The organism is Janthinobacterium sp. TPC_1 (assembly GCF_056037845.1).
Genome location: NZ_CP195157.1, coordinates 1,988,233 through 2,014,782 on the forward strand (window position 1 = coordinate 1,988,233; position 26,550 = coordinate 2,014,782).

Sequence of the window (26,550 nt, forward strand, 5' to 3'; positions counted from 1 at the left end):
TTATCCCCGCGAAAAAACGATTAATGTTTCAAAAAAACCGTACCGCTCAGATAAATTATCGCCAGGATATTTCATTGTCAATGAGCTATTTTTATATCATTGTGCAAACTTAAATAGCTTATTTCTAACACACGGGCATGGTGCTCGCGATGTTGCAATATTAAAAACTCTAATTATCAATATAATACCGAAAAATAATTGCGCAGTATGTGATGGAAAAATCGTTGCGCCAGTAACTAATTTCTGTCCAGCAAGGGAAGAATCAGTGTCACCGCCAGGCCGCCACCCTCGCGGTTGGCCAGCGTGATGCGTCCGCCATGCGCTTCGGCGATTTCGCGCGCCAGGGCCAGGCCCAGTCCCGTGCCGCTGCGCTTGGTGGAATAAAACGGCACCAGCGCGTTTTCCAGCACGGCGCCGCTCATGCCCGGACCTCGGTCGCGCACTTCGATGCGCAACTGCCCTTGTGCCTGGCTGAGGTGCAGGCCGATATGTTCTTCCCGAGAGCCTGATTCCAGCGCATTCTTGAGCAGGTTCAGCAGCGCCTGCTGCATTTGCGCCGCATCGAACACGGCCGCCTGCGCGGGCGGCGGGCCGTCGAGCGTGAAGGCCGCTTGCGAGGCCAGGCTGGCGAGGAAGGGCTGCCATTCGCATGGCGCCAGGCGCGGCGCGGGCAGCTTGGCAAAGCGCGCATAGCCGAGGATGAAAGTTTCCAGATGGCGCGTGCGCTCTTCGATGGTGGCGAGGATTTGCGGCAGGCGTTCCGTCTGGCCGCGGCGCACCAGCTCGGCGCCGGAATGGGCCAGCGAGGCCAGTGGCGCCAGCGAGTTGTTGAGCTCATGGCTGATGACGCGGATGACTTTTTTCCAGGTCTGCACTTCCTGGCGCCGCAGCTCCAGCGTCAGCTGGCGCAGCAGCAGCAGCTCGTGCTTGCGCCCGTTCAGGCTGAAGCTGCGCCGCGCGAGGTGATACACCTCTTCCTGTTCCCCTTCGCCGCTGGTAAACAAACCGTCGTTGCGGCGCGCGAGCGCTTCGGCCAGGGCCGGTGCAGCCTCGCGCACGATGTCGGCCAGGTGGTGTCCCTCGAGCCGGCGGCCGTGGTGCAGCAGCTGGCGCGCGGCCAGATTGGCGTAGACGATGGCGCTGCCTTCGGCCACCAGCAGCATGGCCACCGGCGTGTTCTGCACCATGGTGTCGAGCAGCAGTTCGCGCTGTACCAGGTCCAGGCGCTGCTTGCGCAGCACGTCGCCGAGCGCATTGTGGGCCGCCACCAGGTCGGCCAGTTCATCGTTCTGCGGCCAGCGCAGGCTGAAGCCGAAGTCGCCGTCCTGGTAGCTGGCCACCGTGCCGCTCAAGGCGCGAAACAGCGACAGCATCGCCTGCAGTTGCGCGCGGATGGTAATGACGGCCACCGGCAGCACGCACAGCAGGGTAGCCGCCAGCACCAGCAGCGGCTGGCCTGGCAAAAAATGCGCGAGCAGCAGCGCGATGACGATGCCCAGCACCAGCAAGGTGACGATCAGCGCCGTCCAGCGCGTGAGCAGGGAGAGGCGCATGCGACGGTAGGCCATCAGCCGCGCGCAATGCCCAGGCGCTCCATGCGCCGGTACAGTGCCTGGCGCGACAGCCCCAGTTCCTGCGCCGCCTGCGCCACCACGCCCTGCGCGCGCGCCAGGGCGGCGGTGACGCTGTCGCGGTCCGGTTCCGTGCCGGCGCCATCCTGTAGCGTGCGCGGCGCCGTCGCCAGCGGCAAGCCGAGTTCCTCCGCGCGGATCACCTTACCTGCCGCCAGCAGGCTGGCGCGCTGCATGACGTTTTTCAGTTCGCGCACATTGCCTGGCCAGCCGTGCGCCAGCAAGGTAGCCTGGGCCTGGGCGTCCAGCGTGTTTTCGCTGCCCAGGAAGTGGCGCGCCAGCACCAGAATGTCGGCCGGGCGCTGGGCCAGCGGCGGCAGGCGCAGTTCGATCACGTTCAGGCGGTAGAACAGGTCTTCGCGAAACGTGCCGGCCTTGATCATCGCGGGCAGGTCGGCGTTGCTGGCGCTGATGACGCGCACTTTCACTTGCCGCTCGCGGTTCGAACCGAGGCGCTCGAAGCGTCCCGTTTCCAGCACGCGCAGCAGTTTCATTTGTCCGGCCAGCGGCAGGTTGCCGATCTCGTCGAGGAACAAGGTGCCGCCATCGGCCGCGTCGAACTTGCCGTCGCGCGCACGGGTGATGCCGGTGTAGGCGCCCGCCTCGGCGCCGAACAGTTCCGCTTCGATCAGCTCCACGGGAACGGCGCCGCAATTGAGCACCACGAAGGGACCGCCGGCAACCTGGGAATTGGCTTGCACGATGGCGGCGATGCGCTCCTTGCCGCTGCCGTTCGGCCCCGAAATGAGCACGGGCACGTCGGCCCGCGCCACCTGGCACGCCAGGTGCACGACTCGTTCCGTGGCCGGGTCTTGCCACACCATGCCGCGCAAGTCGAAATCGTGTTCCAGGACGTGGCGCTGGCGCTGTTCTGCCACCACGCGCTGGCGCAGCGCGCGGTTGGCCTGCCCCAGTTCCAGCAGGTTCTGCACGGAAGCGATCAGGCGCCGGTCATCCCATGGCTTGGCCAGGTAGTCGGCCGCGCCGGACTTGATCAGGTCGACCGCCGCGTCGAGCTGGGTCCATGCCGTCAGCAGGATCACGGGCAGGTCCGGGTAGCGCGCGCGGATGGCGTGGAACAGCGCGCCGCCTTCCTCGCCCGAGGTGGTGTCGGCCGTGAAGTTCATGTCCTGCACCACCAGGTCGATGGCGTGGCGCTCGAGCAGGCGCAGGCCTTCCTCGGGCGAGGCGGCGCGCACGGCGTCGATTTCGTGCAGGGAGAACAGCACGTCGAGCGCGATGGCCACGGCGGCATTGTCGTCAATAATCAGTACGGTAGGCATGCGCGCAGCATATCACTCAGGTGCCGGCTCAGGTACTGCGGGTGGCAGTGGCGGGCGAAATACTGGCCGCGCGCCATGCCGGGCCGTACACGGCGCCCACGCCCAGCAGCCAGAACACGAGCGCACCGGCCAGCAGATACGCGGGCGGCAGGCGCGCCATTTCCAGCTGGCTTACCAGCAGCTGGTTCAAGCCCAGTGCCAGCAGCACGCCGCACGCCACGCCGACGCTGGTGATCATGAAATTCTCCGTCAAAAAATAGCGCAGGATGTCGATGCGGCGGGCGCCCAGCGCGCGCCGCACGCCGATCTGCTTCCTGCGCTGCGTCACCCACAGGCTGGCAATGCCGACGATGCCGCTGGCCGTCACCAGCAGCAGCAGGGTCGAGACGCTGATCAGCATCCAGGACAGGCCCTGGTCGGCCCGGTAGCGCGCCTTGCGATGCTGTTCCAGGGTGTCGGTGGTTACCAGCAGCCGGTCCGTGCTGGAAGTGCGGATGGCCTGTTCCGCCTCCTGCATCAGGCGGTCACGCTGGCCAGGTTCTGCCCGCACGGCGTACATCAGCAGGCCGCGCCCGCCCGTCAGGCGCGCCGGCAGCAGGGCCGAGTATTCGCCGCGTGGCTTGGTTTGCGCTCCCTGGGTCTGCAGCCGCTCGACGACGCCTACCACGCGCAGTTCCGGGTCGTCCGAGCCGGTGCCCTGGTACAGCGTCTTGCCGACAAAGCTGGCCTCGCCGGGCCAGATCTTTTGCGCCGCCGCCCGCGTCAGTATCAGCACCTTGGGAGAACTTTCATCGACGTCTTCGTTGATCTCGGGCACCTCGTCGGGCCGAAAATCGCGCCCTTCGACCAATTGCAAGCCATACGTTCTGATCAGCGAATCGGGACTGACATAGGTGGACACTTCGGCGCTGGCCGAGGCTTGGCTGCGCTTGGCCGACATGCTGGTGATGTGACCGGAGAGCGTGACAGCACCGCCTGAGACGTTTGCGCCACCGACATCACGCCCGGCATTGCGCGCAGCAGTGCCGCCTGGCGCTTTTGCTCGGATAGCTGGCGCTCATGGCTGCCTCGGTTGAGGTTCTGGATATTGACGTAAAAAACGTCGTTTTCAGCGGCCACGCCGCTGGGCCGCGCGGCGACGGCCTGGCGTACGTTGACGATATACAGGGCGTTGGCCAGGATGGCCAGGCTGATCGCGACCTGCACCGCCACCAGGATGGCGCCGGTTTTGCTGCGCATCAGCGCCGACAGGATGGGACGGATTTCCATGCTGGACCTCATGTTGGGGAAAAGGGTTTCATTGGGATTTGAGCTGGATCGCCGGCGTCACCTGGCAGGCGCGCCAGGTGGGCAGCAGACCGGCGAGCAGGGCGGCCAGCACCGACATCGAAAACGTCAGCAGCAGCATCGGTATGTCCATGTGCGCGACGGTGCCCAGGTCTTCCGATTGCTTGCTGACCACGGCCAGCGCGCCAAACGCCAACAGCAAGCCCAGCACGCCGCCGGCCAGACCGATCACCGTGGTCTCGATCAGGAACTGGCTGAAGATGTCGCGCCGGGTGGCACCCAGCGCGCGGCGGATACCCACCTCGCTGGCACGCACTGAGAATTTTGCCAGCAAGAGACCGATGGTATTGACCAGGCACAGCAGCAAAAAGCCGAACGCCAGCCAGGCCGCCAGCTTGTTGTCGTTGTCGACTACCTGCAAAAAGCTCATCCATTCGTTCAGGTCGTACAGGCGGTTCGGGGCGTTGCGTTTCATCCGTCCCAGCTTGCGCTGCTCGCCCGCATAGGCATCCAGGTACTGCTGCAACTGGCCACGCTCGCCGCTGCTGGCCATTTCGAACCAGAACTGCAGCCAGGTGCAGCCCGAAGCGAGCCTGCCCTGGTAGCCGGGTGCGTTATTGTCGCCGTTGCAGCTCATGCCGCCATCGTGCTCGGTTTCGTGGCGGATGGCGCTGGCAAACGGGATGAAAAATTCATCCTCCGGGCCGAATGCGCCCTTGCTGCCGATGATGTGATGGGCGCGTGGCACCACATCCCAGGTGGCCAGCACGCCCGTCACCATGTAGGGCCGGCCAAGCACCGTCACGCGCTGGCCGACCGGATTGGTGCTGCCGACCAGCTTTTCGGACAGCGCGCGGCTCAGCACGATCACGTCGGCGCCGCTGGCGTCGTCGGCTTCGCTCCATGGCTGGCCGTACAGGAACGGCGGCTCGAACATGGCAAAGAAGTCGCGCGTGGGCGCCATACCCTGCGCATTGAAGACGCCGATATCCTTACGCAATGGTTCGACCGGGCCGGCCACGCCGTACATGACGGTGCGGCGCACGCCGATTTTGCTGCGCATGAAATTGCGCGCGTCGATATAGCTTATCTGCGACTGCGAAAAGTTGGGCTTATCACCGGGGACATAGCCTTTCAAGGGCAGGATGTCGATTATCGGCACGAACAGGCGGTCGCTCTTGTGCGGCAGCGGATCGCCCGACATGGCGTGCAGGATGGTGACGGTGGACACGCTGGCGGCCACGCCGACGGCCAGGGTCAGCACCATCAGCGCCGTCAGGGCGCGGTTGCGGCGCAGGCTGCGCAGGCCCAGCGTGAAATAGTAGCGGAACATGGTCTCTCCTTACGCGGTCACGGCGTGCTGCGGCCTGGCCGACAGCGAGGCGCGGTGCTGCACCAGGTCCGACACCTGGCCGTCGATGATGTGCACATTGCGCTGGCTGCGCAGCGCCAGTTCCGGATCGTGCGTGACCATCAGGATGGTGGTGCCCTGCGCATTGATGTCTTCCAGCAGTTCCATCACGCCGCGCGCCATCTGCGTGTCCAGGTTGCCCGTCGGTTCATCGGCCAGCAGCAGCTTGGGGGATCCTGCCAGCGCGCGTGCGATCGCCACGCGCTGCTGCTGGCCGCCCGACAATTCAGCCGGATAGTGTTTCATGCGGGAGGCCAGGCCCACCTTGGCCAGCGCCTCCTCGATGCGCTCCTTGCGTTCGGCGCGGTTGAAACCCCGGTAGCGCAGCGGCACGTCGACATTGTCGAACAGCGACAGGTCGGGGATCAGATTAAAACCCTGGAAGATGAAGCCCAGCTTTTCATTGCGCAGGCGCGAGCGGGCATTGTCGTCCATGCCCCTGACGTTGACGCCGTCGAGGATGTATTCGCCGTCGGTGAATTCCTCGAGCAGGCCGGCGATGTTCAGAAAGCTCGTCTTGCCCGAGCCCGACGGCCCCGTGACGGTGACGAATTCACCTTGTTGCACATGGATGTCGAAGCCGCGCAGCGCGTGGGTTTCGATCATGTGGGTGCGGTAGACTTTGCTCAGGTTTTGCATGCGCAGCATGGGGGCCTCTCAGGATATAAGTTGAATGATGTGTCAGTTGAGCGAGACGCGGGCGGCGTTCTCGAAGTTTTCCGTGCCGGCGACGACCACCTTGTCGCCCAGCTTCAAGCCGTCCAGGATTTCCACGGCCGCCACGCTGGTCGCGCCCAGCTTGATCGGCGTGCGCATCGCCACGCCATCGCGCACGACGTAGGCGAAACGGCCGCCTTCGGCTTCGACGAAGGAGCCGCGCACCAGCATCAGCACATTCGGTTTTTCATCGATCAGCAGGCGCGCCGCCACGCGCTGATTCTGGCGCAGGCCGGGCGGCTGTTCGCCGTTGAAGCGCACGCGCGCCAGGACCTGGTTTTTCACCACTTCCGGCGACAGCGCCGAGAGTTTTCCCGTTGCCTTGATGGCGCCAGTTTCGATTTCCGCACTCATGCCCAGGCCGATGTCGGCCACATACGTTTCCGGTACCTCGAGTTCGACTTCCAGCTGCGACAGGTCGACCAGGGTCATCAGCGCCGTATTGGCTTGCACCACGCTGCGGTTGGCTACCGACAGGGTGCCGATGAAGCCATTCACGGGGGCGCGCACGGTCAGCTCGTCGACCCGGCGCTGGGCGTTGTCGCGAACGAGGCGCTGGCGTTCGAGCTCATTGCTTTTCGTTTTCAGGGCCAGGGTCACGTCTTCGCTTTCCAGGCCTGCCGCCTGCGAAGCGTGCTTGCTGCGGATAGCGGCCGAATTCAAGGCATCCCTGGCCTTCTGGTAATCGATCTTGGCGATGATGCCCACCTGCGCCACGCTCTCATAGCGCTCGAGCGTGCGCTGGGCGGACAGGCGCTCGATCTCGGCCGTGTCGGCTTCGCGGCGCGCCAGCAGTTTCTGCTTCTTGGCCAGGATCTGCTGGCGCGCCACTTCCGCTTCCAGCTGCTGCACGCTCGATTGTTCGCGCTTGAGGGCGTCGGACAGGTCAGGGGACTCCAGCACGGCCAGGATGTCGCCCTTTTTCACCGTGTCGCCCGCCTTCGCTTTCAGCGTGACGGTGGCCACCGTCGTCGAGTACAGGGTGGGGCTGATCGAGGCGACGACGCGGCCGGTGACGGCCGCGTCGCGGATCAGGGTGCCGCGCGTGACGTCGGCGATGCGCAGGCGGCTGCTGTTGACGGAATGCTCGCTGTTGCGCCAGCCGGCAACGACCGCGATGGCGGTGCCGATGACGATGAAGGCGCCGGCCAGCAGCAGGGCGCGTCGCTTGTGGCGCTGGCCCGGCGGGGCGGACAGTACGGCGTCTTGGGAGGAGGTATCGCGGATCATGGTCGGGTCTCGTGAAGGATGACTTTTCTAACGCACGATTCATGCCAGTGATTAAGTCGTTGATTTGAATGGGAAAAAATTCTGGCGTCCGGCTGTCCGCCGTGTCCGCGCCGTCCAGCGGGTGTCCGCGCATGCATTGATCTTGATAATCTGGCAATCGACCTGATCTGTGCTTGGCAGTGATGGCGCGCGGCGCCATGCTGGTCACCTTTCTGGAGCATGATGCCTGCCTCGCCCCCCAAGCCTTCCTCGTTAGCCAGTTTGAAACGCTGGCTGCGCCAGTTCGCCAGCCTGCCCGAGCCGGCCGAATTCGATTATCCGTTTGCCCGCAGCGACATCGCCATGCTGCAGCAGGTCGAGGGCGGCCTGCTGCAACTCGATGGCCAGACCTGGAACGAGATGCTGCTCGATGACTACCATGCGCAGCTTGCCGCGCAGACCAGCATCATTGGCCAGCAGCGATTGCATCAGCGCCTGGCGAGCGGCACGGCAGACGTCGCTTCGCGCGCGCGCATCGCGGCCTTGCTGGTGGCGCCAGCACAGCAGGCGGTGATCGAGCAAGCCATGCTGCCGCTGCGCACGGCGGACGTGGAAGTGGCGGCGCTGCTGTGTGGCGTAGCGCCGCCAGCACCACCGTGGTGGAGCCGCTGGCTGCTGCTGCCGACACTGGCGCTGTTGGTGTCGCTGTTGGCCGCGTGGCTGTTTGCGCCGCTGGCATGGGCCGTCGCGGTGCCCATCTGGCTCTTGCTGATGGCCTTGCAGATGCGCTTTCACGACCGTTGCAAACCGTGGGAGCGCAGCGTCTTTACCTGCAGCAGCAGATACTGCTGGTGCATGGCCGCCTGGGCGCGCTCGATACTGCGTTCACGGCGCAGCTGCGAGAAGGTGGGCGGGCTGCCGGCGTGATCAACCGCCAGATCACGCCAGTACGCTGGATCAAGATGATTCCCCTGCTGAGCGAATATGACGACTGGCTCATGCTGGGCAATATCCGGCGCTACTTTCACAGCCTGCGCGTGGTGCGGCGCGAACGCGCCTTCCTGCGCCAGAGTTTCCTGCTGCTGGCCGACCTGGAGGCGGACCTGGCCCTGGCGCGCCACCTGCGCGGTCGCGAAGAGTTTTGCTGGGCGCAGGAAAGCGATGCGCGGCAGTTGTCACTCGATGCCATGGTGCATCCGCTGCTGGACGGCGCCGTGCCGCTGTCGTTGTATATCGATGGCCGCGGCGCCTTCATCTCGGGCCAGAATGCCATCGGCAAGAGTACCTTGCTGCGCGGCGTGGGCCTTAATCTGATCAGCGCGCGCGCCTTTGTTTTTGCTATGCGCAGGCGGCCCGGGTGCCCATGCTGCCCCTGTATTCGAGCATGCAGAATGAAGACTCGCTCGATGGCGGCGAAAGTTTATACATCGCCGAGCTGCGTCGCGCGCGCGAATTGCTGGCGCTGGCCGAGGAGGGGACGCCAGCCTTGTTCCTGATCGATGAAATCTTCCGCGGCACGAACCACCTTGAATCCGTGGCGGCGGCGGCCGCCGTGCTGCACAGCCTGGCCGCAGACCACCTGGTGATCGTCTCGTCGCATAACCTGGTGCTGGGACCCTTGCTGGAAGACTGCCTGGCGCCGTGGTGCGTGCGCCGCGATGAGCGGGGCGCGTTGCTGCTGGCGCCCGGCGTGTTGCAAGCCACCAACGGCATCGCCCTGCTGGCGCAGCGCGGTTTTGACGCCGGCATCGCAGACAAGGCCGGGCGCGTCTTCGACTGGCTCAGCACGCACATGGCGCAACCGGCCGATTGTCGCGGCGTGCTGGAACGGGCCTGAGGGCCGCGCTTATTTGTCCTGCTTTTCCGGCGTGCTCTTGTCGATTACTTCGCGGCAATCGCCGCGGATGATGGCGTTGTCGTAGTTGGTCCAGCCGTAGCTGTCGACGTAGCGCTTGTGCTGCTTGAAGCGGGGGCTGGCGATGCTCCATTCGGGTTGTTCGCCGGCAAAGCGGATGTCGCCCAGGTCAAGCAGGGTGTGGAACATGTTTTCCGTCGACAGGCGCGCCTTCTGATGGCGCTGCAGCTGCGTCACCTTGTCCGGATAGTGCTGCTGGAATTGCGGTGAATACCAGACGAAGGCGGGCACGTGGAATTCGAACTGCGTGTTGTGGCCGTGGAAGGCCAGGCGGCAGGTGCCGTCGTACAGGGTCTGGCCGTGGTCGGCCACGTAGACGAGCGAGCTGCGCAGGGCCGTGCGCTGGCCATCGTCCTTCAGCATGCCGATCACGTTCGACAGGAACCAGTCCGTGTACAGGATGGAGCTGTCGTAGCTGTTGTTGTTCAGCTGCGGCTTGATGGCCGTGTCCGTGTAGACGGGCTTGTCGACGCCGAACAACGATGGCTGCCACTTGTCGAACGCCTTCGGATAGCGCTGGCTGTAGTTCCAGTGGCTGCCCAGTGTGTGCAGCACGATGAGCTTTTTCGGCGCCGGGTCGGCCAGCGCGTTCCTGAACGGGTCGAACAGGATCTGGTCGAAGTTCGAGTTGTTGGTAAAGCCGCCCAGGTTCAGGAATTGCACCACGTCCGCTTCCTTGGCAAATACGGACACGGGCGTGTCGAACTGGCCGAACGAAATCTGGTTCGACAGCCAGTAGGTCTTGAAGCCCGCTTCCTTGTAGGCCGTGAGGAAGGATTTTTCCGAGAAGCCATCCTTGAGGCTTTGCGTGGCCGGCTTGCGCGAGATGATGACGGGCACGGACAGGCGCGTGGCGGAAACGGCCGTGATGACGTCGGCCAGCGGCACCAGGTTGCTTTCCTGTTTCAGCAGGGGATTGGTGTCGCGTTCGTAGCCGTTCAGGCTCCAGCGGTCGTAGCGCGACGATTCGCCGATCACCATCACCACCACTTCCGGGTGGGGATCGGGCTGTTGCTGGTGCGCGCCGAAACGGAAGCTGCTGCTTTTCTGTCCCAGCTCGGCAAGGTACCGACGTTCCTTGTAGAAATCGAAGCCGCGCGCGGCCAGGCCGAAGGGCCAGGAATTGCTGATGGTATCGAAGGCGTAGGGCAGGCGCGTCCAGTGGGGCAGGCTGGGCCAGCCCAGGCCCGTCTCGTCGGCACCGGCGATGCTGGCGTTCTCCGGCTTGCTGCCCTCCTCGTCTTCCTCTGCCGTGTCGTCGTCGGCCGAACTGGCGTCGCCGAAGCCAGAGGCGCCCGCCTTGCCGCTGGCCTTGGCGGACGCGGTGGCGCTGTGCAGCACCTTGGCCTCGAAACCGAATTCGTAGCCATACCACCAGAAGCCGCCCAGCAGGATCAGCAGTACGAAGGCGGCTGGGCGCGTCTTGCCGCGCCAGTCGAGGTCGCGCGTGCGCGTGGCCGCATACCAACTCAGGGCGCACCAGGCGATCACACCGAGCATGACGGCGCCCATCAGCCATACCTTTTGCCCGAGGAATTCCATCGCTTCCTTGGGGCTGGTTTCGAAGATGATGCCCAGGTGGTGCGTGGAAATGCCCTGGCCATAGAAGATGAACAGGTAGATTTCCGTCGGCAGGGCGAGGAAGGCGGGCACCAGCAGCCAGTGGAAGTAGGCGGGGCGCTTGAATACGCTCCAGACGGCCAGCCAGGCCAGCAGCTCGAAGGTGAGCATTTGCCAGGGATGCTCGAGCGCGCGTCCCAGCAGTGCGGGGATGAAGGGCACGGCCGTCAGCAAGGCATACGTCAGGAGCAGGAACAGATTGGCGGGGCGAAGCAAGGAGCGCATAGGGAAGGGCAGCGAAAAATGTCCGCTATTATCAATCCTTTTGTTGTCTTGCGGTCATACAAGAATGCGTGCGTCCGCTACTTGGCCGCAGGGAAAGAGTGTCAAATCATCAAGCGCCATGCGGCGGCGGCATCCGCGCGGAGCGGCTAAAGATTAGTCAAAATGCCACAAAAGTGCCGCTTTTTTGCCTTTTTTTATAGCAAAAAGCGGTAAACTGATTGACCCCCTGTAACACAAGGTCTAAACTAGCGAGTTCTCGATTTTATTCTGCTCATCGTTTACGTATTGCTTGGCATTTCATGGCCGCTCCTTATCGAGTGGCTGCGGGCGCCTCCGGTGCGCAGGAGATGAAAGCGGGACGAGGTTTTAGTCGCCGGGCATCTTGCCCGGGTTATTAATCGTAGTTTTTTGTTGGATTTATAACGATGCCAACCATCAATCAATTGATTCGCAATCCACGCGTCGCTTTGACCGTGAAGAGCAAATCGCCGGCGCTGGAAAACAGCCCGCAAAAACGTGGCGTCTGCACACGTGTTTACACCACGACTCCAAAGAAGCCTAACTCGGCTCTGCGTAAAGTCGCTAAAGTTCGCCTGACCAATGGTTTCGAAGTCATTTCGTACATTGGCGGTGAAGGCCATAACCTGCAAGAGCATAGTGTTGTGCTGTTGCGCGGCGGCCGCGTCAAGGATTTGCCGGGTGTGCGTTACCACATGGTTCGCGGTGCCCTGGATACCCAAGGCGTTAAAGACCGTAAGCAATCGCGTTCGAAGTACGGTACCAAGCGCGCTAAAGCAGGCAAGAAGTAATAAGTTGTACGCAGCAAACCCAAGTTTCGCTCAGTGGCAACTAGCTAAGTGAATGTAGTCGACCGCATCTGGTCGAGTAAGTGGAAGGCTATGATGGTCGTCCGCGAGTGTGCGAAGAACGCGCGCTCAACTGAAGATTGAAAGGAATTGATATGCCACGTCGTCGTGAAGTACCCAAGCGCGAAATTTTGCCAGATCCAAAATTCGGCAACACTGATGTCGCTAAATTTGTAAACGTGCTGATGCTGTCCGGTAAGAAATCGGTTGCAGAAGAAAACATCATCTACGGTGCTTTCGAGCACATCGCAGCAAAATCGGGTAAAGATCCACTCGAAGTTTTTGCTACCGCAATCAACAACGCCAAGCCGCTGGTTGAGGTGAAATCCCGTCGCGTCGGTGGTGCAAACTACCAGGTGCCGGTCGAAGTTCGCCCAGTCCGTCGTATGGCTCTGTCCATGCGTTGGTTGCGTGAAGCTGCTAACAAGCGCAGCGAAAAATCGATGCCACAACGCCTCGGCGGTGAGCTGATGGAAGCGGCTGAAAGCCGCGGCGGCGCGATGAAAAAACGCGACGAAGTCCATCGTATGGCTGAAGCGAACAAAGCGTTCTCGCATTTCCGCTTCTAATATAAAGCCAGCTACCGCAAGGCGGCTGTCAAGCATCTGTTGTTCGAGGCCGGGCTCATTTTTGCAAAAAAATGCTGCTCGGTTTTGTCCATTCATTTAGGATTAATTATGGCCCGCAAGACCCCCATTGAGCGCTATCGTAATATCGGTATCTCCGCTCACATCGATGCAGGTAAGACGACCACGACCGAGCGCGTCCTGTTCTACACAGGCGTGAACCACAAGCTGGGCGAAGTCCATGATGGCGCTGCCACCACCGACTGGATGGCACAAGAGCAAGAGCGCGGTATCACGATTACCTCGGCTGCTGTTACGTGCTTCTGGAAAGGCATGGCTAACAATTTCCCAGCTCACCACATCAACATCATCGACACCCCAGGCCACGTTGACTTCACCATTGAAGTGGAACGTTCGATGCGCGTGTTGGATGGCGCCTGCATGGTTTACTGTGCAGTCGGCGGCGTGCAGCCACAATCGGAAACGGTATGGCGTCAGGCTAACAAATACAAAGTGCCACGTCTGGCCTTCGTGAACAAGATGGACCGTACCGGCGCCAACTTCTTCAAGGTCTACGATCAGATGCGTTCGCGCCTGAAAGCCAACCCAGTACCTATTCAGATGCCTATCGGCGCTGAAGACCTCTTTACCGGTGTTATCGATCTGGTCAAGATGAAAGCCGTTATCTGGGACGACGCTTCGCAAGGTATGAAGTTTGAATACGGCGAAATTCCTGCGAACCTGGCCGCTGAAGCTGCCAAGTGGCGCGAGAACATGGTTGAAGCCGCTGCTGAAGCGTCGGAAGACCTGATGAACAAGTACCTGGAAGAAGGCGACCTCTCGGAAGAAGAGATCAAGGCTGCCCTGCGTCAGCGTACCATCGCCAGCGAAATCGTTCCAATGTTGTGCGGTACCGCCTTTAAAAACAAGGGTGTACAAGCCATGTTGGACGCGGTCATCGAGTACCTGCCATCGCCAATCGACATTCCACCTGTCCCAGGTCTGGACGAGGACGAGCAGCCGGTCGAACGCGCAGCTGACGACAACGAGAAATTCTCGGCGCTGGCATTCAAGATCGCAACCGATCCGTTCGTCGGTCAGTTGTGCTTCATCCGTTGCTACTCGGGTACCCTGAATTCGGGCGACTGGTATTGAACTCCGTGAAGCAGAAGAAAGAGCGTATCGGCCGTATCGTGCAGATGCAGGCGAACGAACGCGAAGAAATCAAGGAAATGCGCGCTGGCGACATTGCCGCCGTTGTGGGTCTGAAAGACACCACCACGGGCGATACGCTTTGCGACGACAAGGCAAGCGTGGTTCTGGAGCGCATGGTCTTCCCTGAGCCGGTGATTTCGCAAGCGGTTGAGCCAAAAACCAAGGCCGACCAGGAAAAAATGGGCCTGGCGCTGAACCGTCTGGCAGCAGAAGATCCGTCGTTCCGCGTGCGTACCGATGAAGAATCGGGCCAGACCATCATCGCCGGTATGGGCGAGTTGCATCTGGACATTATCGTTGACCGCATGAAGCGCGAATTCAACGTTGAAGCCACCGTCGGCAAGCCACAAGTGGCTTACCGCGAAACGATCCGTAAAGTGTGCGAAGAGTCGGAAGGCAAATTCGTCAAGCAATCGGGTGGTCGTGGTCAATACGGTCACGTGGTTCTGAAGATCGAGCCGCAAGAACCGGGCAAGGGCTTCGAATTCGTTGACGCGATCAAGGGCGGTACCGTTCCTCGCGAATACATCCCTGCAGTTGAAAAAGGTGTGCGCGACACGCTGACTTCGGGCGTGATGGCTGGCTACCCAGTTGTTGACGTGAAAGTCACGCTGTTCTTCGGTTCGTACCATGATGTTGACTCGAACGAAAATGCATTCCGCATGGCCGCTTCGATGGCATTCAAAGATGGCTGCCGCAAAGCATCGCCAGTCATCCTGGAGCCGATGATGGCCGTGGAAGTGGAAACGCCGGAAGACTACGCCGGTACCGTGATGGGCGATCTGTCGTCGCGTCGCGGCATGGTGCAAGGCATGGATGAAATTGCTGGTGGTGGCGGCAAGATCATCAAGGCCGAAGTACCTCTGTCGGAAATGTTCGGCTACGCTACGTCGTTGCGTTCGTCGACCCAAGGTCGTGCGACTTACACGATGGAATTCAAGCACTATGCTGAAGCACCTAAGCATGTGACTGAAGCAATCGTAAGCTCCAAAGCTAAGTAATAGAAGTTCCGGGCCGGCTTTCACGAGAATGCCGGTCCCTACATTTAAATCATTGTTCTAAGGAAGAATAAAATGGCAAAAGGTAAATTCGAACGGACCAAGCCGCACGTCAACGTCGGCACCATCGGCCACGTCGACCACGGTAAAACCACGCTGACCGCTGCAATCGCAACGGTTCTGTCGAAGAAATTCGGCGGCGAAGCTAAAGCATACGACCAGATCGATGCGGCTCCAGAAGAAAAAGCGCGCGGCATCACGATTAACACCGCCCACGTCGAGTACGAAACGGAAACCCGTCACTACGCACACGTTGACTGCCCAGGCCACGCCGATTACATCAAGAACATGATTACCGGTGCCGCGCAGATGGACGGCGCGATCCTGGTGTGCTCCGCAGCTGACGGCCCAATGCCACAGACCCGCGAACACATCTGCTGGCCCGCCAAGTTGGCGTTCCATACATCATCGTGTTCCTGAACAAGTGCGACCTGGTCGACGACGCAGAGCTGCTGGAACTGGTTGAAATGGAAGTGCGCGAGCTGTTGTCGAAGTACGAATTCCCAGGCGACGACCTGCCAATCATCAAAGGTTCGGCACGTATGGCGCTGGAAGGCAAAGAAGGCGAAATGGGCGTTGACGCAGTGCTGCGTCTGGCCGATGCGCTGGATGCTTACATCCCAACGCCAGAGCGCGCTGTTGACGGTGCGTTCCTGATGCCAGTAGAAGACGTGTTCTCGATCTCGGGTCGCGGTACCGTTGTGACCGGTCGTATCGAGCGCGGCATTGTTAAAGTCGGCGAAGAGATCGAAATCGTCGGTATTACCGATACCGTCAAAACGACTTGCACCGGCGTGGAAATGTTCCGCAAGCTGCTGGACCAAGGTCAAGCAGGCGACAACGTTGGTCTGCTGCTGCGCGGCACCAAGCGTGAAGACGTGCAACGTGGTCAAGTTCTGGCCAAGCCAGGTTCGATCAAGCCGCATGCGCACTTCACCGGCGAGATCTATGTTCTGTCGAAAGACGAAGGCGGCCGTCATACGCCATTCTTCAACAACTATCGTCCACAGTTCTACTTCCGTACGACGGACGTGACTGGTTCGATCGAGTTGCCAGCAGACAAAGAAATGGTCATGCCAGGCGATAACGTGTCGATCACCGTCAAGCTGATCAACCCGATCGCGATGGAAGAAGGTCTGCGCTTCGCTATCCGCGAAGGCGGCCGTACCGTCGGCGCTGGTGTTGTTGCAAAAATCATCGCTTAATTATTAGGCGACTATAAAAGAAGAAGCGTCGTCGCCCGGCGCCCTTCTTTTTATTCAACTGCCGGGGTTGGCAAGCATTTTGGTGCTATCATGTCGACCCTGACGGTTGTTGCGTCAGAAATTCCCGTATGACCTCATTGCCGTGCAAACCGCGCGGTTCGTTTTTTTAAGGAAATATCATGTCGGCACCAAACCAAAAAATCCGTATCCGCCTGAAGGCTTTCGATTACAAATTGATCGACCAGTCCGCTCTGGAAATCGTTGAAACCGCGAAGCGCACCGGCGCTGTCGTCAAAGGCCCAGTACCACTGCCTACCCGTATTCAACGTTTCGACGTGCTGCGTTCCCCGCACGTCAACAAAACTTCGCGTGATCAGTTCGAGATCCGTACGCACCAACGCCTGATGGACATCGTTGACCCAACGGACAAAACCGTTGACGCGCTGATGAAGCTGGACCTGCCAGCTGGTGTTGATGTCGAAATCAAACTGCAATAATCGTTTTTAAGAAGGCCGGCGGGGTATCCCGCTGCCTGATGATGGGGCCGGGCCCGCTCACGATCGTGAGTGCGCCCGGCCCCATTGCTTTTGTGCCGTGCAAAATCGCTTTACAGTGCCGCGGCCGGCCGATAAAGTTGCTGCATGCTTAACGCCATCGATACCCACCTGTTGAATGCCACTCCCCGTCATCGCTTGCGCGGCTGGCCGCGCTTCCTGACCGAGTTCCTGTATTTCGGCATCAAGGAGGCGAGGTCCTGCCTGTTCGTGGGGCTGTTTTTTGCTGCCGTCTTCCTGGTGCCGCGCACAGGCCTGTTCGGCCTGCCGCGCTATGACGTGCTGCTGCTGGTGGCGCTGGCGATCCAGGCCGCGATGGTCTGGAGCGGGCTGGAAACGTGGGATGAGTTGAAAGCCATCTGCCTGTTTCATGGAGTCGGCTTCGCACTCGAGGTCTTCAAGGTATCGGGCACGATCCAGTCGTGGAGCTATCCCGACTTTGCCTACAGCAAGGTGCTTGGCGTGCCCCTGTTTTCCGGCTTCATGTACGCCGCCGTCGGCAGCTACATCATCCAGACCTGGCGCCTGCTCGACATGCGGATCCGCCACCATCCGCCGTACTGGATGGCAGTGCTGATCGCGCTGCTGATCTACGCCAACTTCTTCACCCATCACTACATCGGCGACTATCGCTGGTACCTGGCCGCCTGCGCGCTAGGCTTGTATGCGCGCACCACCGTGGTGTTCCGCCCGCTCGACCGCGACCGCAGCATGCCCTTGCTGCTCGGTTTCGTGCTGGTCGGCTTCTTCATCTGGCTGGCCGAAAACATCAGCACCTTCTGGGGCGTGTGGCGCTATCCCAACCAGCTTGGCGCGTGGTCGGTCGTGCACGTCAGCAAATGGAGTTCATGGTCGCTGCTGGTGGTGATGACGTTCACCATCGTGGCCCACCTCAAGCACATCAAGGCCAGCATCCACGTCGCCCAGCCTTAGGCGCTCCTGTTGCGGGCTGGCCGCCACGGCTTCAAGGCGATTGCCGCACGCCGCCAGCGCGCGGACAGGCGCGCGATTGACGCCGCTTGCGTGCTTCAGTGATACTCCAGGCTTGTCCATTAATGTGTGCCGCCGCCATGTCCAAGACTGTCCTGATCGTGGAAGATGAACAGGCGATTGCCGACGACAGCATCGCCTATGCCTTGCGCACGGACGGCTTTACGCCGTGCCATGTGATGTTGGGCGAGCAAGCCCTGGCCGCGCTGCGCCCGCTCTCCGGCGAGGCCGCGCCCATGCCCGTTCTGGTGGTGCTCGACGTGGGCTTGCCCGACATGAGCGGGCTGGAAGTGTGCCGCCGGCTGCGCCAGTTTTCCGAGGTGCCGGTGATCTTCCTGACGGCCCGCAGCGATGAGATCGACCGCATCGTCGGCCTGGAAATCGGCGCCGACGATTACGTCACCAAACCGTTTTCGCCACGCGAACTGGTGGCCCGCATCCGCGTCATCCTGCGCCGCGCAGGCATCGCGCCAGCGCCCCGCGAGACGGGCATGACGATAGCCGCGCCTGTTGCCGCGGCCGCGCCGGCACCGGCGCGCTTCGAGTTGCGCGCGCTCGAGGCGCGCGTGCTGTTCCACGGCCAGCCGCTGGAGCTGACCCGCTATGAATACCTGTTTGCTGAAGACCCCTGCTCGAACATCCGGGCCACGTGCTGTCGCGCGCGCAGCTGATGCAGCGCGTGTGGAGCGGGGCGCCCGACACGCTTGAGCGCACGGTCGATGCGCACGTCAAGTCGCTGCGCGCCAAGCTGCGCGCCGTCGATGCGCAGGTCGACCCCATCCACACCCACCGTGGCCTCGGCTACAGCCTGGCCGGCGCATGAGGATCGGCCTGCGCATCCTGCTCGGCTACTTCCTGATCGTCGGCCTGGCGGCGTGGTTCCTGCTCAACGTGTTCATGGAGCAAGTCAAGCCGGGCGTGCGTTCGACTCTGGAAGATACCCTGGTCGACACCTCGCAGCTGCTGGCCAGCCTGGTGGCGCCTGATCTGAAGGCGGGCACGCTGGCGCAGTCGCCCGTGGCCGAACGCATGCAGGATTACGCACGCCATGGCGTGGACGTCAATATCAATGGCGTGCGCAAGCGCACGCTCGACTACCGCATCACCATTACGGACCGGCACGGCATCGTGCTGTTCGATTCCAGCGGGCGCGACGTGGGGCGCGACTATTCGCGCTGGAATGACGTGTATCTCACCTTGCAGGGCAAGTATGGCGCGCGCAGCACGCGCAGCCAGCCTGACGACGAGATGTCGACGGTGATGCACGTGGCCGCGCCGATTCGCGACGGCAATGAGGTGATCGGCGTGCTGACGGTGGCCAAGCCGAATGCCAGTGTGCAAGCGTTTGTCGAGCGCAGTCAGCGCAAGATCCTGCAGCGCGGCGCCGTGCTGCTGCTGCTGTCGCTGCTGATCGGCCTGGCGTTCGCCTGGTGGCTGCACCATGCGCTGGGCAAGCTGATGAACTATATCGGCGAGGTGGAAGCGGGGCGCAAGGTGGCGCTGCCGGCGTTGGGCGAGAACGAGATCGGTACCCTGGGGCGGGCGCTGGAAGCGATGCGCACGCGCCTGGAAGGCAAGGAATATGTGGAGCAGCTGATGCATACCCTGGCGCATGAATTGAAAAGCCCGATCGCCGCCATCCAGGCCTCGGCCGAGCTGCTGCAGGAAGACATGCCGCCGGCAGAGCGCCGCCAGTTCCTCGCCAGTATTCTGGAGCAGAATGCGCGCCAGCGGCAATTGATCGACAAGCTGCTGGCCCTCGTGCGCGTGGAGAAGCAGCAGCGCCTGGAGCACCCCGAGCGCATCGCGCTGGCTCCCCTGCTGGCGCAAGTGGCGCAGGATGCGGCCGCCACGCTGGCGGTGCGCGGCGTGCGCCTGCAGCTGCAGTGCGAAGCGTTGAGCGTGGCCGGCGATGCCCTGCTGCTGCGTCAGGCGCTGGGCAATCTGCTCGACAACGCGGCCGGCTTTGCGCCGCCGGGCAGCGGCATCGACCTGACGGCGCGGCGCCTGGGTAGCCAGGTGGAAATTGCCGTGCGCGACCGCGGTGAGGGCATCCCCGCGTATGCGATTGAGCGCGTCTTCGAGCGCTTCTATTCCCTGCCGCGCCCGAGCGCCGGCAAGAGCACGGGTCTGGGCCTGCCCTTCGTGCGCGAGGTGGCCTCGCTGCATGGCGGCACGGTCGAAGTGTTCAATCATGCGGACGGTGGCGCCTGCGCGCGCCTGTGCCTGGCGTTGGTGTAGCACACTTTATTTGCCGGCTTCACACAGACTGCATCGTCAGCGCATACAGCTTTTTTACACTGGCGTCCTTACTTCAAGGATGCGCCATGCAAAAAACTCTGTTAGTCAAAGCGTTGATCGTGTTCGGCCTGATGCTGCTGATCGGCCTGCCTTTGCTGATGATTCAGGAAACGATCAAGGAGCGGATGGAATTCCGCCAGGAAGCCGTCAACAGCATCGCCGCCGATTCCGTGCGCGAACAAACCATCATCGGTCCCATCCTGGTGATTCCCTACACGGAGCAGTACGAAGAGCGCGTGGAGGTGGCCAAGGGCGATGACAAGGAAGCGAAATCGGCGGTGCGCACGGAGTTGCTGCGCCGCACGGTGCAGCGCCGTCTGCTTGTCTACCCAAACAATTTACTGCTCAGCGGTAACATCGAGACGGACCGCCGTTACCGCGGCATCCACCAGGTGCTGGTCTACAGCGGTCAGCACGCCTTCAAGGGCGACTTCACGGTGCCGGCCAGCAGCCAGTTGCCGCGCAAGTCGCCGGAATCGCGCGTGACCCTGGGGGCGCCGTTTGTGGCCCTGTCCATCGAGGATGTGCGCGGTATCCGTAATATTCCGAAAATCGACTGGGGCGGCCAGAAGATCGAGTTCGAGCAGGGGACCGGCCTGTTCGCCTTCCGCAGCGGCTTGCATGCGCCGCTGGGCGCCATGCCTCTGGCGGCGCCGCAGCAGGTGCGCTTCAGCTTTGACCTGGGCCTCGATGGCATCGAACGCCAGCATTTCGTGCCGGTGGCGAAAAACAGTCAGATCAGCATCAAGTCTAACTGGCCCCATCCGCAGTTTGGCGGGCGCTTCCTGCCGTCGCCGAAATTCCGCCAGATCAACGCCGATGGCTTTCAGGTCGAGTGGAGCATCTCCTCGCTGGCCACCAATGCGCAAACGCAGCTGAGCACGATCGAGGGTGAATTCAAGGTGCCCGACAGCGCGCCGCTGGGCCAGATCGACCGCTTCAGCGTGGGCTTCATCGAGCCGGTGAACGTGTACTCGCAATCGGATCGCGCTACCAAATATGGCTTGCTGTTCGTGGCGCTGACCTTTGCCGCCTTCTTCATCTTCGAAATTTTGAAGAGCCTGCCGATCCACCCGGTGCAGTATCTGCTGGTGGGGTTGTCGCTGGTGATCTTCTTCCTGCTGCTGGTGGGCTTGGCCGAGCACATCGCCTTCCTGGCCGCCTACCTGATCGCCAGCGCCGCCTGTATCGTGCTGACCAGCTTTTATCTGGTGCACGTGTTGCACAACGCCTGGCGCGGCATCGGCTTCGGCGTGGGGCTGACCATGCTGTATGGCGCCCTGTATGGCTTGCTGAGCTCGGAAAACAATGCGCTGGTGATGGGTAGCAGCATCCTGCTGTTCGCCGTGCTGGCCGCGATCATGGTGGCGACGCGCAAGGTGGACTGGTATCAGATTGGCAAGGGCACCCAATAGTCCACTGGCGCAATCGCGTGGCGCATGAAAACATTGCCGATTTTGTAAATAAGTGGTTTTAAGTTGGTATTGTTTACGGTACTCTTTGGTATTGATTGCCGAGAAGCACGAAACTACGTGCGGCGGCGCAGCGGCGTAGTAGGGCGGCGACAGGCAGGATGGCTTGCCGCCGCTTGGCAAGACCTTCCATCCCCACTGATAAAAAACCTGGAGACAGTACCATGATCAAGAAACTGGCTTTTTTCCTCTTCGCCTGCAGCCTGAGCGGCAGTTATGCCTATGCCACGAGTGCTGAATTGCAGCAATGCTATTACGGTTGCTGGCAAAAGGTTGTCAGCTGCACCGGTGGCGGCGGCCTGGGCGGAAGCAGTCCGATCTGCCAGATGATTCTCGATACCTGCACCGCCAGCTGCGCGATCGCACGTACGGCGGCTAAGGCGGCAAGTCCGGCAGTGCCTGTCCGGCGTGCCGGCGCGGCGCTGTTTGGCGGCCGGAAGCATGCGGCGCGAGCAGGGCGGCAAGCCCCTCTCGCGCCGTTTCTCTTCATGGCGCCGTCCCGCATGGATGGCCTTCGCGCACTGCTTTCCCTCTCAATTTCCCTGCCCTGACAACTCCCGCAGGGGCGTCGCGCAACACTTTGACATACCTCGTGTTAACTTGTTGCGTCAAGGGTTTTTGTGCTATATACTAGCCGGCTTCGGTATGGATTCGTCTTTTTTGAGTCCTACGTTACTTTGTAGTTAAACAAGCCCCGCCCAATCGCAGGTGGGAATGGAGAAAAAATGAGCCTAGGCCTTCTCGGTCGCAAGGTTGGTATGATGCGCATTTTCACGGATGAAGGGGATTCGATTCCTGTCACCGTGTTGGACGTATCGAACAACCGTGTTGCGCAAATCAAAACCCCTGAAACAGAGGCTACTCCGCTGTTCAGGTCGCATTCGGTCAACGTCGCGCTTCCCGCGTGACCAAAGCTGTTGCTGGTCATCACGCTAAAGCTGGTGTTGAAGCCGGTACTCTGTTGAAAGAGTTCCGTGTCGACGCTGCCAAAGCCGCTGAACTGAAAGCTGGCGATGTTGTCGCTGCTTCCCTGTTCGAAGTCGGTCAAAAGATCGACGTGCAAGGCGTTACCATCGGTAAAGGCTATGCAGGCGTTATCAAACGTTACCACTTCGCTTCTGGCCGTGCAACGCACGGTAACTCGCGTTCGCATAACGTTCCAGGTTCCATCGGTATGGCACAAGATCCAGGTCGCGTTTTCCCTGGTAAGCGCATGACCGGTCATCTGGGTGACGTTAACCGTACGATCCAGAACCTCGTGATCGCCCGTATCGATGCCGACCGTCAGCTGTTGCTGGTCAAAGGCGCGATTCCAGGTGCGAAAAATGGCCAGGTAGTTGTCTCGCCAGCCATCAAAACCAAAGCCAAGAAGGGAGCTTAAACGATGGAACTCAAGCTTCTGAATGCGCAAGGTCAAGCCGCCTCGAACGTTGCTGCAGCCGATACGATTTTCGGCCGTGACTACAATGAAGCGCTGATCCACCAAGTCGTCATCGCTTATCAAGCGAATGCACGTAGTGGTAACCGCAAGCAAAAAGACCGTGAAGAAGTTCACCACACGACGAAAAAGCCATGGCGCCAAAAAGGTACCGGCCGCGCTCGTGCTGGTATGTCGTCGTCGCCACTGTGGCGCGGCGGTGGTCGGATTTTCCCGAACTCGCCTGACGAAAACTTCACCCACAAAGTGAACAAAAAGATGTATCGCGCAGGTATCTGCTCGATCCTGTCGCAGCTGGCTCGCGAAGAGCGCCTGATCGTCATCGACGATCTGACGATCGACGCGCCAAAAACCAAGCTGCTGTCGCAAAAATTGAACGGCCTGGGCTTTGATTCGGTTCTGATCATCACCGACGTTCTGAACGAAAACCTGGAACTGGCATCGCGCAACCTGCCTAACGTACTCGTCGTTGAGCCACGTCACGCAGACCCGATGTCCCTGGTGTTCTACAAGAAGATCCTGGTCACCAAAGCTGCATTGGCCAAGATTGAGGAGATGCTGGCATGAGCGCGATTTTGAAACATAGCGAAGAACGCTTGATGAAGGTGCTGTTGGCGCCCGTGATTTCCGAAAAGGCCACCATGGTCGCGGAAAAGAACGAGCAAATTGTATTCCGCGTATTGCCGGATGCAACCAAGCCTGAAATCAAGGCAGCGGTCGAACTGCTGTTCAAGGTTGAAGTTCTGTCCGTGCAAACTGCAAACCGCGAAGGTAAGCAAAAACGCACCGGCAAGTTCAACGGTCGTCGTAACCATACCAAGCGTGCTTTCGTGTGCCTGAAGCCTGGCCAGGAAATCAACTTCTCCGAGGAGGCTGCATAATGGCACTCGTTAAGATGAAACCAACCTCGCCAGGCCGTCGCGGCATGGTGAAGGTGGTGAATGCCGACCTGTACAAAGGTCGTCCGTTCGCTGCCCTGGTTGAAAAGAAATCCAAGACCGCTGGTCGTAACAACAACGGTCACATCACCACCCGTCATATCGGTGGTGGTCACAAGCAACACTACCGCTTGATCGACTTCAAGCGCACCAAAGATGGTATTCCAGCGAAAGTGGAACGTATCGAATACGATCCAAACCGCACCGCGAATATCGCTCTGTTGTGCTACGCCGACGGCGAACGTCACTACATCATCGCAACCAAAGGCATGGCCGTTGGCGACAGCGTGATGAACGGTTCGGAAGCACCGATCAAATCGGGTAACTGCTTGCCAATCCGTAACATCCCAGTCGGTACCGTGATGCATTGCGTTGAAATGCTGCCAGGTAAAGGTGCCCAAATGGCACGTACCGCCGGCGCTGGCGTTGTGCTGATGGCTCGTGAAGGTACCTACGCTCAAGTGCGTCTGCGCTCGGTGAAGTACGTCGCGTGCACATCGAGTGCCGTGCTACGGTTGGTGAAGTCGGCAATGCCGAGCACAGCCTGCGTAAAATCGGTAAGGCTGGCGCGATGCGCTGGCGCGGTGTTCGTCCTACCGTTCGCGGTGTGGTCATGAACCCGGTCGATCACCCGCACGGTGGTGGTGAAGGTAAAACAGCAGCTGGTCGTCATCCAGTTTCGCCTTGGGGCCAACAGACTAAGGGTAAGAAGACACGCAGCAACAAGCGTACTACTTCCATGATCGTCTCGCGCCGCGGCAAGAAATAAGGGGTAGCACATGACACGTTCATTGAAAAAAGGGCCGTTCTGTGACGCCCACCTGGTGAAAAAAGTTGAAGCCGCGCAAGCAGCCAAAGACAAAAAGCCAATCAAAACCTGGTCGCGTCGTTCGACAATCATGCCTGACTTTATCGGCCTGACGATCGCGGTGCATAACGGCAAGCTGCACGTGCCGGTTTATGTTTCCGAAAACATGGTTGGTCACAAGCTCGGCGAATTCGCACTGACCCGTACGTTCAAGGGCCATGCAGCTGACAAAAAGGCTAAGAAATAATGGAAACTAAAGCTATCCTCAAAGGTGTGCGCCTGTCGGACCAAAAGGGCCGCCTGGTTGCTGACCTGATCCGTGGCAAGAAAGTTGACGCTGCACTCAACATCTTGCAATTCAGCCCGAAAAAAGGTGCTGCGATCATCAAACGCGTTCTGGAATCCGCTATTGCGAATGCCGAGCACAATGATGGTGCGGACATCGACGAATTGTTCGTGAAAACGATCTACGTCGAAAAGGGCCCGGTCCTGAAGCGCTTCACCGCGCGTGCAAAAGGCCGTGGCGACCGTATTTCGAAACAATCCTGTCACGTTTACGTGACTGTCGGTAACTAAGGAGCCACGATGGGTCAGAAAATTCATCCAACCGGTTTCCGTCTGGCGGTCACCCGTAACTGGGCTTCGCGCTGGTATGCAGGCAACGGTTTTCGCTGCCATGCTGAACGAAGACTTGAAAGCACGTGCTTACCTGAAAAAGAAGCTGAAGAACGCTTCCGTTGGTCGCATCGTTATCGAGCGCCCAGCCAAGAACGCGCGCTTCACGATCTACAGCTCGCGTCCAGGCGTGGTCATTGGTAAAAAAGGCGAAGACATCGAAGTACTGAAGTCGGCGTTGACCAAGATCATGGGCGTACCTGTTCACGTGAACATCGAAGAAATTCGCAAGCCTGAAATCGACTCGCAACTGATCGCCGATTCGATCTCGCAGCAGCTGGAAAAACGGATCATGTTCCGCCGCGCCATGAAGCGTGCAATGCAAAATGCAATGCGCCTGGGTGCTCTCGGTATCAAGATCATGTCGTCCGGCCGTCTGAACGGTATCGAAATCGCGCGTAAAGAGTGGTACCGCGAAGGCCGCGTGCCTCTGCATACCCTGCGCGCCGATATCGACTACGGTACCAGCGAAGCGTCGACCACCTACGGCATCATCGGTGTCAAGGTGTGGGTATACAAAGGTGACCGCGCGCCGAACGGCGATGCACCAGTCATCGATACCCCAGCTGACGAGAAGAAAAGCCGCGGCCCACGCCGTGACGATGGCAAGCCAGCTGGCCGTCCACGTCCAGCCGGTGCCGGTGCGAAACCATCCACAGCACCAGGTGCACGTGTGCGTACCGCCGCTAAACCGGCCGCCGCAGCAGCACCAGCTGAGAAAGCAGGAGAATAATCATGCTGCAACCAGCACGCAGAAAGTATCGTAAAGAGCAGAAAGGCCGTAATACCGGTATTTCGCACAGCCGCGGCACCGCCGTGTCGTTTGGCGAATTCGGTCTGAAGGCAGTTGCGCGCGGTCGTATCACTGCGCGTCAAATTGAAGCGGCGCGTCGTGCAATGACGCGTCACATCAAGCGCGGTGGCCGTATCTGGATCCGTATTTTCCCGGACAAACCGATTTCGAACAAACCGGCTGAAGTCCGTATGGGTAACGGTAAAGGTAATCCTGAGTACTACGTCGCTGAAATTCAGCCAGGCAAAGTACTGTACGAAATGGATGGCGTTGATGAAGCGCTGGCACGGGAAGCATTCCGTCTTGCCGCCGCTAAACTGCCACTGGCGACGACGTTTGTCATCCGCCAAGTCGGCCAATAATTGGAGTTGTA

Annotated in this window: 23 protein-coding genes and 6 pseudogenes; 21 read left to right on the forward strand and 8 right to left on the reverse strand. The window is 60.5% G+C overall.

Annotated features, from left to right (window positions below):
- Nucleotides 1–236: 236 nt before the first annotated feature.
- The 7 genes from ACQVLG_RS09675 to ACQVLG_RS09705 are packed head-to-tail and all read right to left on the reverse strand — an operon-like array spanning nt 237 to nt 7,559.
- Complete coding sequence (locus ACQVLG_RS09675; protein WP_474294223.1) at nt 237–1,553, reverse strand: sensor histidine kinase; 1,317 nt, start codon at nt 1,551–1,553, stop codon at nt 237–239.
- Between the two features lie 14 nt (nt 1,554–1,567).
- Entirely contained in the window at nt 1,568–2,914 is a 1,347-nt protein-coding gene (locus tag ACQVLG_RS09680; RefSeq protein WP_474294225.1) for a sigma-54-dependent transcriptional regulator, read from the reverse strand.
- 28 nt (nt 2,915–2,942) lie between these two features.
- Nucleotides 2,943–3,854 carry an ABC transporter permease gene (locus ACQVLG_RS09685; RefSeq protein WP_474294227.1) on the reverse strand — a complete coding sequence of 304 codons (912 nt, stop codon included), beginning with the start codon at nt 3,852–3,854 and terminating at the stop codon, nt 2,943–2,945.
- On the reverse strand, nt 3,785–4,183 hold the full coding sequence (locus tag ACQVLG_RS09690; RefSeq protein ID WP_474294229.1) for a hypothetical protein: 399 nt from the start codon (nt 4,181–4,183) through the stop codon (nt 3,785–3,787). Before ACQVLG_RS09690 ends, ACQVLG_RS09685 begins: the two co-directional genes overlap by 70 nt.
- Before the next feature lie 28 nt (nt 4,184–4,211).
- Nucleotides 4,212–5,534 carry an ABC transporter permease gene (locus tag ACQVLG_RS09695; protein WP_230542327.1) on the reverse strand — a complete coding sequence of 441 codons (1,323 nt, stop codon included), beginning with the start codon at nt 5,532–5,534 and terminating at the stop codon, nt 4,212–4,214.
- Nucleotides 5,535–5,543: 9 nt separating this feature from the next.
- Nucleotides 5,544–6,260, reverse strand: coding sequence for an ABC transporter ATP-binding protein (locus ACQVLG_RS09700; protein ID WP_474294232.1), 717 nt, complete (start codon nt 6,258–6,260; stop codon nt 5,544–5,546).
- A 33-nt stretch (nt 6,261–6,293) separates the two neighbouring features.
- Entirely contained in the window at nt 6,294–7,559 is a 1,266-nt protein-coding gene (locus ACQVLG_RS09705; RefSeq protein WP_474294234.1) for an efflux RND transporter periplasmic adaptor subunit, read from the reverse strand.
- 222 nt (nt 7,560–7,781) lie between these two features.
- Between ACQVLG_RS09705 and ACQVLG_RS09710 the strand changes: the two genes are divergently transcribed.
- From ACQVLG_RS09710 to ACQVLG_RS09720, 3 genes are read left to right on the forward strand one after another with little or no spacing between them, the layout of a single operon-like run.
- Nucleotides 7,782–8,465, forward strand: coding sequence for a hypothetical protein (locus tag ACQVLG_RS09710; RefSeq protein ID WP_474294236.1), 684 nt, complete (start codon nt 7,782–7,784; stop codon nt 8,463–8,465).
- Nucleotides 8,348–9,034 carry a hypothetical protein gene (locus ACQVLG_RS09715; protein WP_474294238.1) on the forward strand — a complete coding sequence of 229 codons (687 nt, stop codon included), beginning with the start codon at nt 8,348–8,350 and terminating at the stop codon, nt 9,032–9,034. Before ACQVLG_RS09710 ends, ACQVLG_RS09715 begins: the two co-directional genes overlap by 118 nt.
- Nucleotides 9,025–9,375: a P-loop NTPase family protein gene (locus ACQVLG_RS09720; RefSeq protein ID WP_474294240.1), complete on the forward strand. Its 351-nt coding sequence runs from the start codon at nt 9,025–9,027 to the stop codon at nt 9,373–9,375. Before ACQVLG_RS09715 ends, ACQVLG_RS09720 begins: the two co-directional genes overlap by 10 nt.
- Nucleotides 9,376–9,384: 9 nt before the next feature.
- On the opposite strand, the gene ACQVLG_RS09725 is transcribed toward ACQVLG_RS09720, so the two are convergent.
- The gene (locus ACQVLG_RS09725; protein WP_474294242.1) at nt 9,385–11,298 is read right to left on the reverse strand and encodes a phosphoethanolamine transferase; all 1,914 of its coding nucleotides are present in this window, start codon (nt 11,296–11,298) and stop codon (nt 9,385–9,387) included.
- 425 nt (nt 11,299–11,723) lie between these two features.
- On the opposite strand from ACQVLG_RS09725, the gene rpsL reads away from it, so the two are divergent.
- The 18 genes and pseudogenes from rpsL to rplP all read left to right on the forward strand — a co-directional run bounded on the left by rpsL (nt 11,724) and on the right by rplP (nt 26,539).
- Nucleotides 11,724–12,107 carry a 30S ribosomal protein S12 gene (rpsL, locus tag ACQVLG_RS09730; protein WP_010394376.1) on the forward strand — a complete coding sequence of 128 codons (384 nt, stop codon included), beginning with the start codon at nt 11,724–11,726 and terminating at the stop codon, nt 12,105–12,107.
- A gap of 152 nt (nt 12,108–12,259) precedes the next feature.
- On the forward strand, nt 12,260–12,733 hold the full coding sequence (gene rpsG, locus ACQVLG_RS09735) for a 30S ribosomal protein S7 (RefSeq protein WP_474294244.1): 474 nt from the start codon (nt 12,260–12,262) through the stop codon (nt 12,731–12,733).
- Nucleotides 12,734–12,841: 108 nt separating this feature from the next.
- Nucleotides 12,842–14,946 (forward strand): annotated as a pseudogene (gene fusA / locus ACQVLG_RS09740) (elongation factor G).
- Nucleotides 14,947–15,018: 72 nt separating this feature from the next.
- Nucleotides 15,019–16,208 (forward strand): annotated as a pseudogene (gene tuf / locus ACQVLG_RS09745) (elongation factor Tu).
- Between the two features lie 179 nt (nt 16,209–16,387).
- Complete coding sequence (gene rpsJ, locus ACQVLG_RS09750) at nt 16,388–16,705, forward strand: 30S ribosomal protein S10 (RefSeq protein ID WP_010394389.1); 318 nt, start codon at nt 16,388–16,390, stop codon at nt 16,703–16,705.
- A gap of 144 nt (nt 16,706–16,849) precedes the next feature.
- The gene (locus tag ACQVLG_RS09755; RefSeq protein ID WP_474294247.1) at nt 16,850–17,695 is read left to right on the forward strand and encodes a DUF817 domain-containing protein; all 846 of its coding nucleotides are present in this window, start codon (nt 16,850–16,852) and stop codon (nt 17,693–17,695) included.
- 137 nt (nt 17,696–17,832) lie between these two features.
- Nucleotides 17,833–18,575: pseudogene (creB, locus tag ACQVLG_RS09760) on the forward strand (two-component system response regulator CreB).
- On the forward strand, nt 18,572–19,993 hold the full coding sequence (gene creC, locus ACQVLG_RS09765; RefSeq protein ID WP_474294249.1) for a two-component system sensor histidine kinase CreC: 1,422 nt from the start codon (nt 18,572–18,574) through the stop codon (nt 19,991–19,993). Before creB ends, creC begins: the two are co-directional and overlap by 4 nt.
- Nucleotides 19,994–20,079: 86 nt before the next feature.
- A complete protein-coding gene (gene creD / locus ACQVLG_RS09770) occupies nt 20,080–21,468 on the forward strand; it encodes a cell envelope integrity protein CreD (RefSeq protein WP_474294251.1) in 1,389 nt (462 codons plus the stop codon).
- 221 nt (nt 21,469–21,689) lie between these two features.
- Nucleotides 21,690–22,076 (forward strand): hypothetical protein, encoded by a 387-nt coding sequence (locus ACQVLG_RS09775; RefSeq protein WP_474294253.1) that lies wholly within the window; start codon nt 21,690–21,692, stop codon nt 22,074–22,076.
- Between the two features lie 174 nt (nt 22,077–22,250).
- Nucleotides 22,251–22,906: pseudogene (gene rplC, locus ACQVLG_RS09780) on the forward strand (50S ribosomal protein L3).
- A 3-nt stretch (nt 22,907–22,909) separates the two neighbouring features.
- A complete protein-coding gene (gene rplD, locus ACQVLG_RS09785) occupies nt 22,910–23,530 on the forward strand; it encodes a 50S ribosomal protein L4 (protein WP_034753197.1) in 621 nt (206 codons plus the stop codon).
- On the forward strand, nt 23,527–23,844 hold the full coding sequence (rplW, locus tag ACQVLG_RS09790; protein ID WP_010394398.1) for a 50S ribosomal protein L23: 318 nt from the start codon (nt 23,527–23,529) through the stop codon (nt 23,842–23,844). Before rplD ends, rplW begins: the two co-directional genes overlap by 4 nt.
- Nucleotides 23,844–24,670, forward strand: a pseudogene (gene rplB, locus ACQVLG_RS09795) (50S ribosomal protein L2). The gene rplW and the pseudogene rplB overlap by 1 nt, the downstream one beginning before the upstream one ends.
- A gap of 10 nt (nt 24,671–24,680) precedes the next feature.
- Nucleotides 24,681–24,956, forward strand: coding sequence for a 30S ribosomal protein S19 (gene rpsS / locus ACQVLG_RS09800; RefSeq protein WP_008444295.1), 276 nt, complete (start codon nt 24,681–24,683; stop codon nt 24,954–24,956).
- Entirely contained in the window at nt 24,953–25,285 is a 333-nt protein-coding gene (rplV, locus tag ACQVLG_RS09805) for a 50S ribosomal protein L22 (RefSeq protein WP_170840583.1), read from the forward strand. The genes rpsS and rplV overlap by 4 nt, the downstream gene beginning before the upstream one ends.
- Nucleotides 25,286–25,294: 9 nt before the next feature.
- Nucleotides 25,295–26,117, forward strand: a pseudogene (gene rpsC, locus ACQVLG_RS09810) (30S ribosomal protein S3).
- Nucleotides 26,118–26,119: 2 nt separating this feature from the next.
- Nucleotides 26,120–26,539 carry a 50S ribosomal protein L16 gene (gene rplP, locus ACQVLG_RS09815; protein WP_034753201.1) on the forward strand — a complete coding sequence of 140 codons (420 nt, stop codon included), beginning with the start codon at nt 26,120–26,122 and terminating at the stop codon, nt 26,537–26,539.
- Nucleotides 26,540–26,550 lie beyond the last annotated feature (11 nt).

Bases quoted from the DNA above. Each gene is read 5' to 3' on its own strand.
- ACQVLG_RS09675 (WP_474294223.1), bottom strand. From the start codon at position 1,553: ATGCGCCTCTCCCTGCTCACGCGCTGGACGGCGCTGATCGTCACCTTG.
- ACQVLG_RS09775 (WP_474294253.1), top strand. From the start codon at position 21,690: ATGATCAAGAAACTGGCTTTTTTCCTCTTCGCCTGCAGCCTGAGCGGC.
- rpsG (WP_474294244.1), top strand. From the start codon at position 12,260: ATGCCACGTCGTCGTGAAGTACCCAAGCGCGAAATTTTGCCAGATCCA.
- rpsL (WP_010394376.1), top strand. From the start codon at position 11,724: ATGCCAACCATCAATCAATTGATTCGCAATCCACGCGTCGCTTTGACC.
- ACQVLG_RS09685 (WP_474294227.1), bottom strand. From the start codon at position 3,854: ATGTCGGCCAAGCGCAGCCAAGCCTCGGCCAGCGCCGAAGTGTCCACC.
- ACQVLG_RS09755 (WP_474294247.1), top strand. From the start codon at position 16,850: ATGCTTAACGCCATCGATACCCACCTGTTGAATGCCACTCCCCGTCAT.
- ACQVLG_RS09700 (WP_474294232.1), bottom strand. From the start codon at position 6,260: ATGCTGCGCATGCAAAACCTGAGCAAAGTCTACCGCACCCACATGATC.
- rplP (WP_034753201.1), top strand. From the start codon at position 26,120: ATGCTGCAACCAGCACGCAGAAAGTATCGTAAAGAGCAGAAAGGCCGT.
- ACQVLG_RS09725 (WP_474294242.1), bottom strand. From the start codon at position 11,298: ATGCGCTCCTTGCTTCGCCCCGCCAATCTGTTCCTGCTCCTGACGTAT.
- rpsJ (WP_010394389.1), top strand. From the start codon at position 16,388: ATGTCGGCACCAAACCAAAAAATCCGTATCCGCCTGAAGGCTTTCGAT.
- ACQVLG_RS09680 (WP_474294225.1), bottom strand. From the start codon at position 2,914: ATGCCTACCGTACTGATTATTGACGACAATGCCGCCGTGGCCATCGCG.
- creC (WP_474294249.1), top strand. From the start codon at position 18,572: ATGAGGATCGGCCTGCGCATCCTGCTCGGCTACTTCCTGATCGTCGGC.
- creD (WP_474294251.1), top strand. From the start codon at position 20,080: ATGCAAAAAACTCTGTTAGTCAAAGCGTTGATCGTGTTCGGCCTGATG.
- ACQVLG_RS09705 (WP_474294234.1), bottom strand. From the start codon at position 7,559: ATGATCCGCGATACCTCCTCCCAAGACGCCGTACTGTCCGCCCCGCCG.
- rplW (WP_010394398.1), top strand. From the start codon at position 23,527: ATGAGCGCGATTTTGAAACATAGCGAAGAACGCTTGATGAAGGTGCTG.
- ACQVLG_RS09690 (WP_474294229.1), bottom strand. From the start codon at position 4,183: ATGGAAATCCGTCCCATCCTGTCGGCGCTGATGCGCAGCAAAACCGGC.
- ACQVLG_RS09710 (WP_474294236.1), top strand. From the start codon at position 7,782: ATGCCTGCCTCGCCCCCCAAGCCTTCCTCGTTAGCCAGTTTGAAACGC.
- ACQVLG_RS09695 (WP_230542327.1), bottom strand. From the start codon at position 5,534: ATGTTCCGCTACTATTTCACGCTGGGCCTGCGCAGCCTGCGCCGCAAC.
- rpsS (WP_008444295.1), top strand. From the start codon at position 24,681: ATGACACGTTCATTGAAAAAAGGGCCGTTCTGTGACGCCCACCTGGTG.
- rplD (WP_034753197.1), top strand. From the start codon at position 22,910: ATGGAACTCAAGCTTCTGAATGCGCAAGGTCAAGCCGCCTCGAACGTT.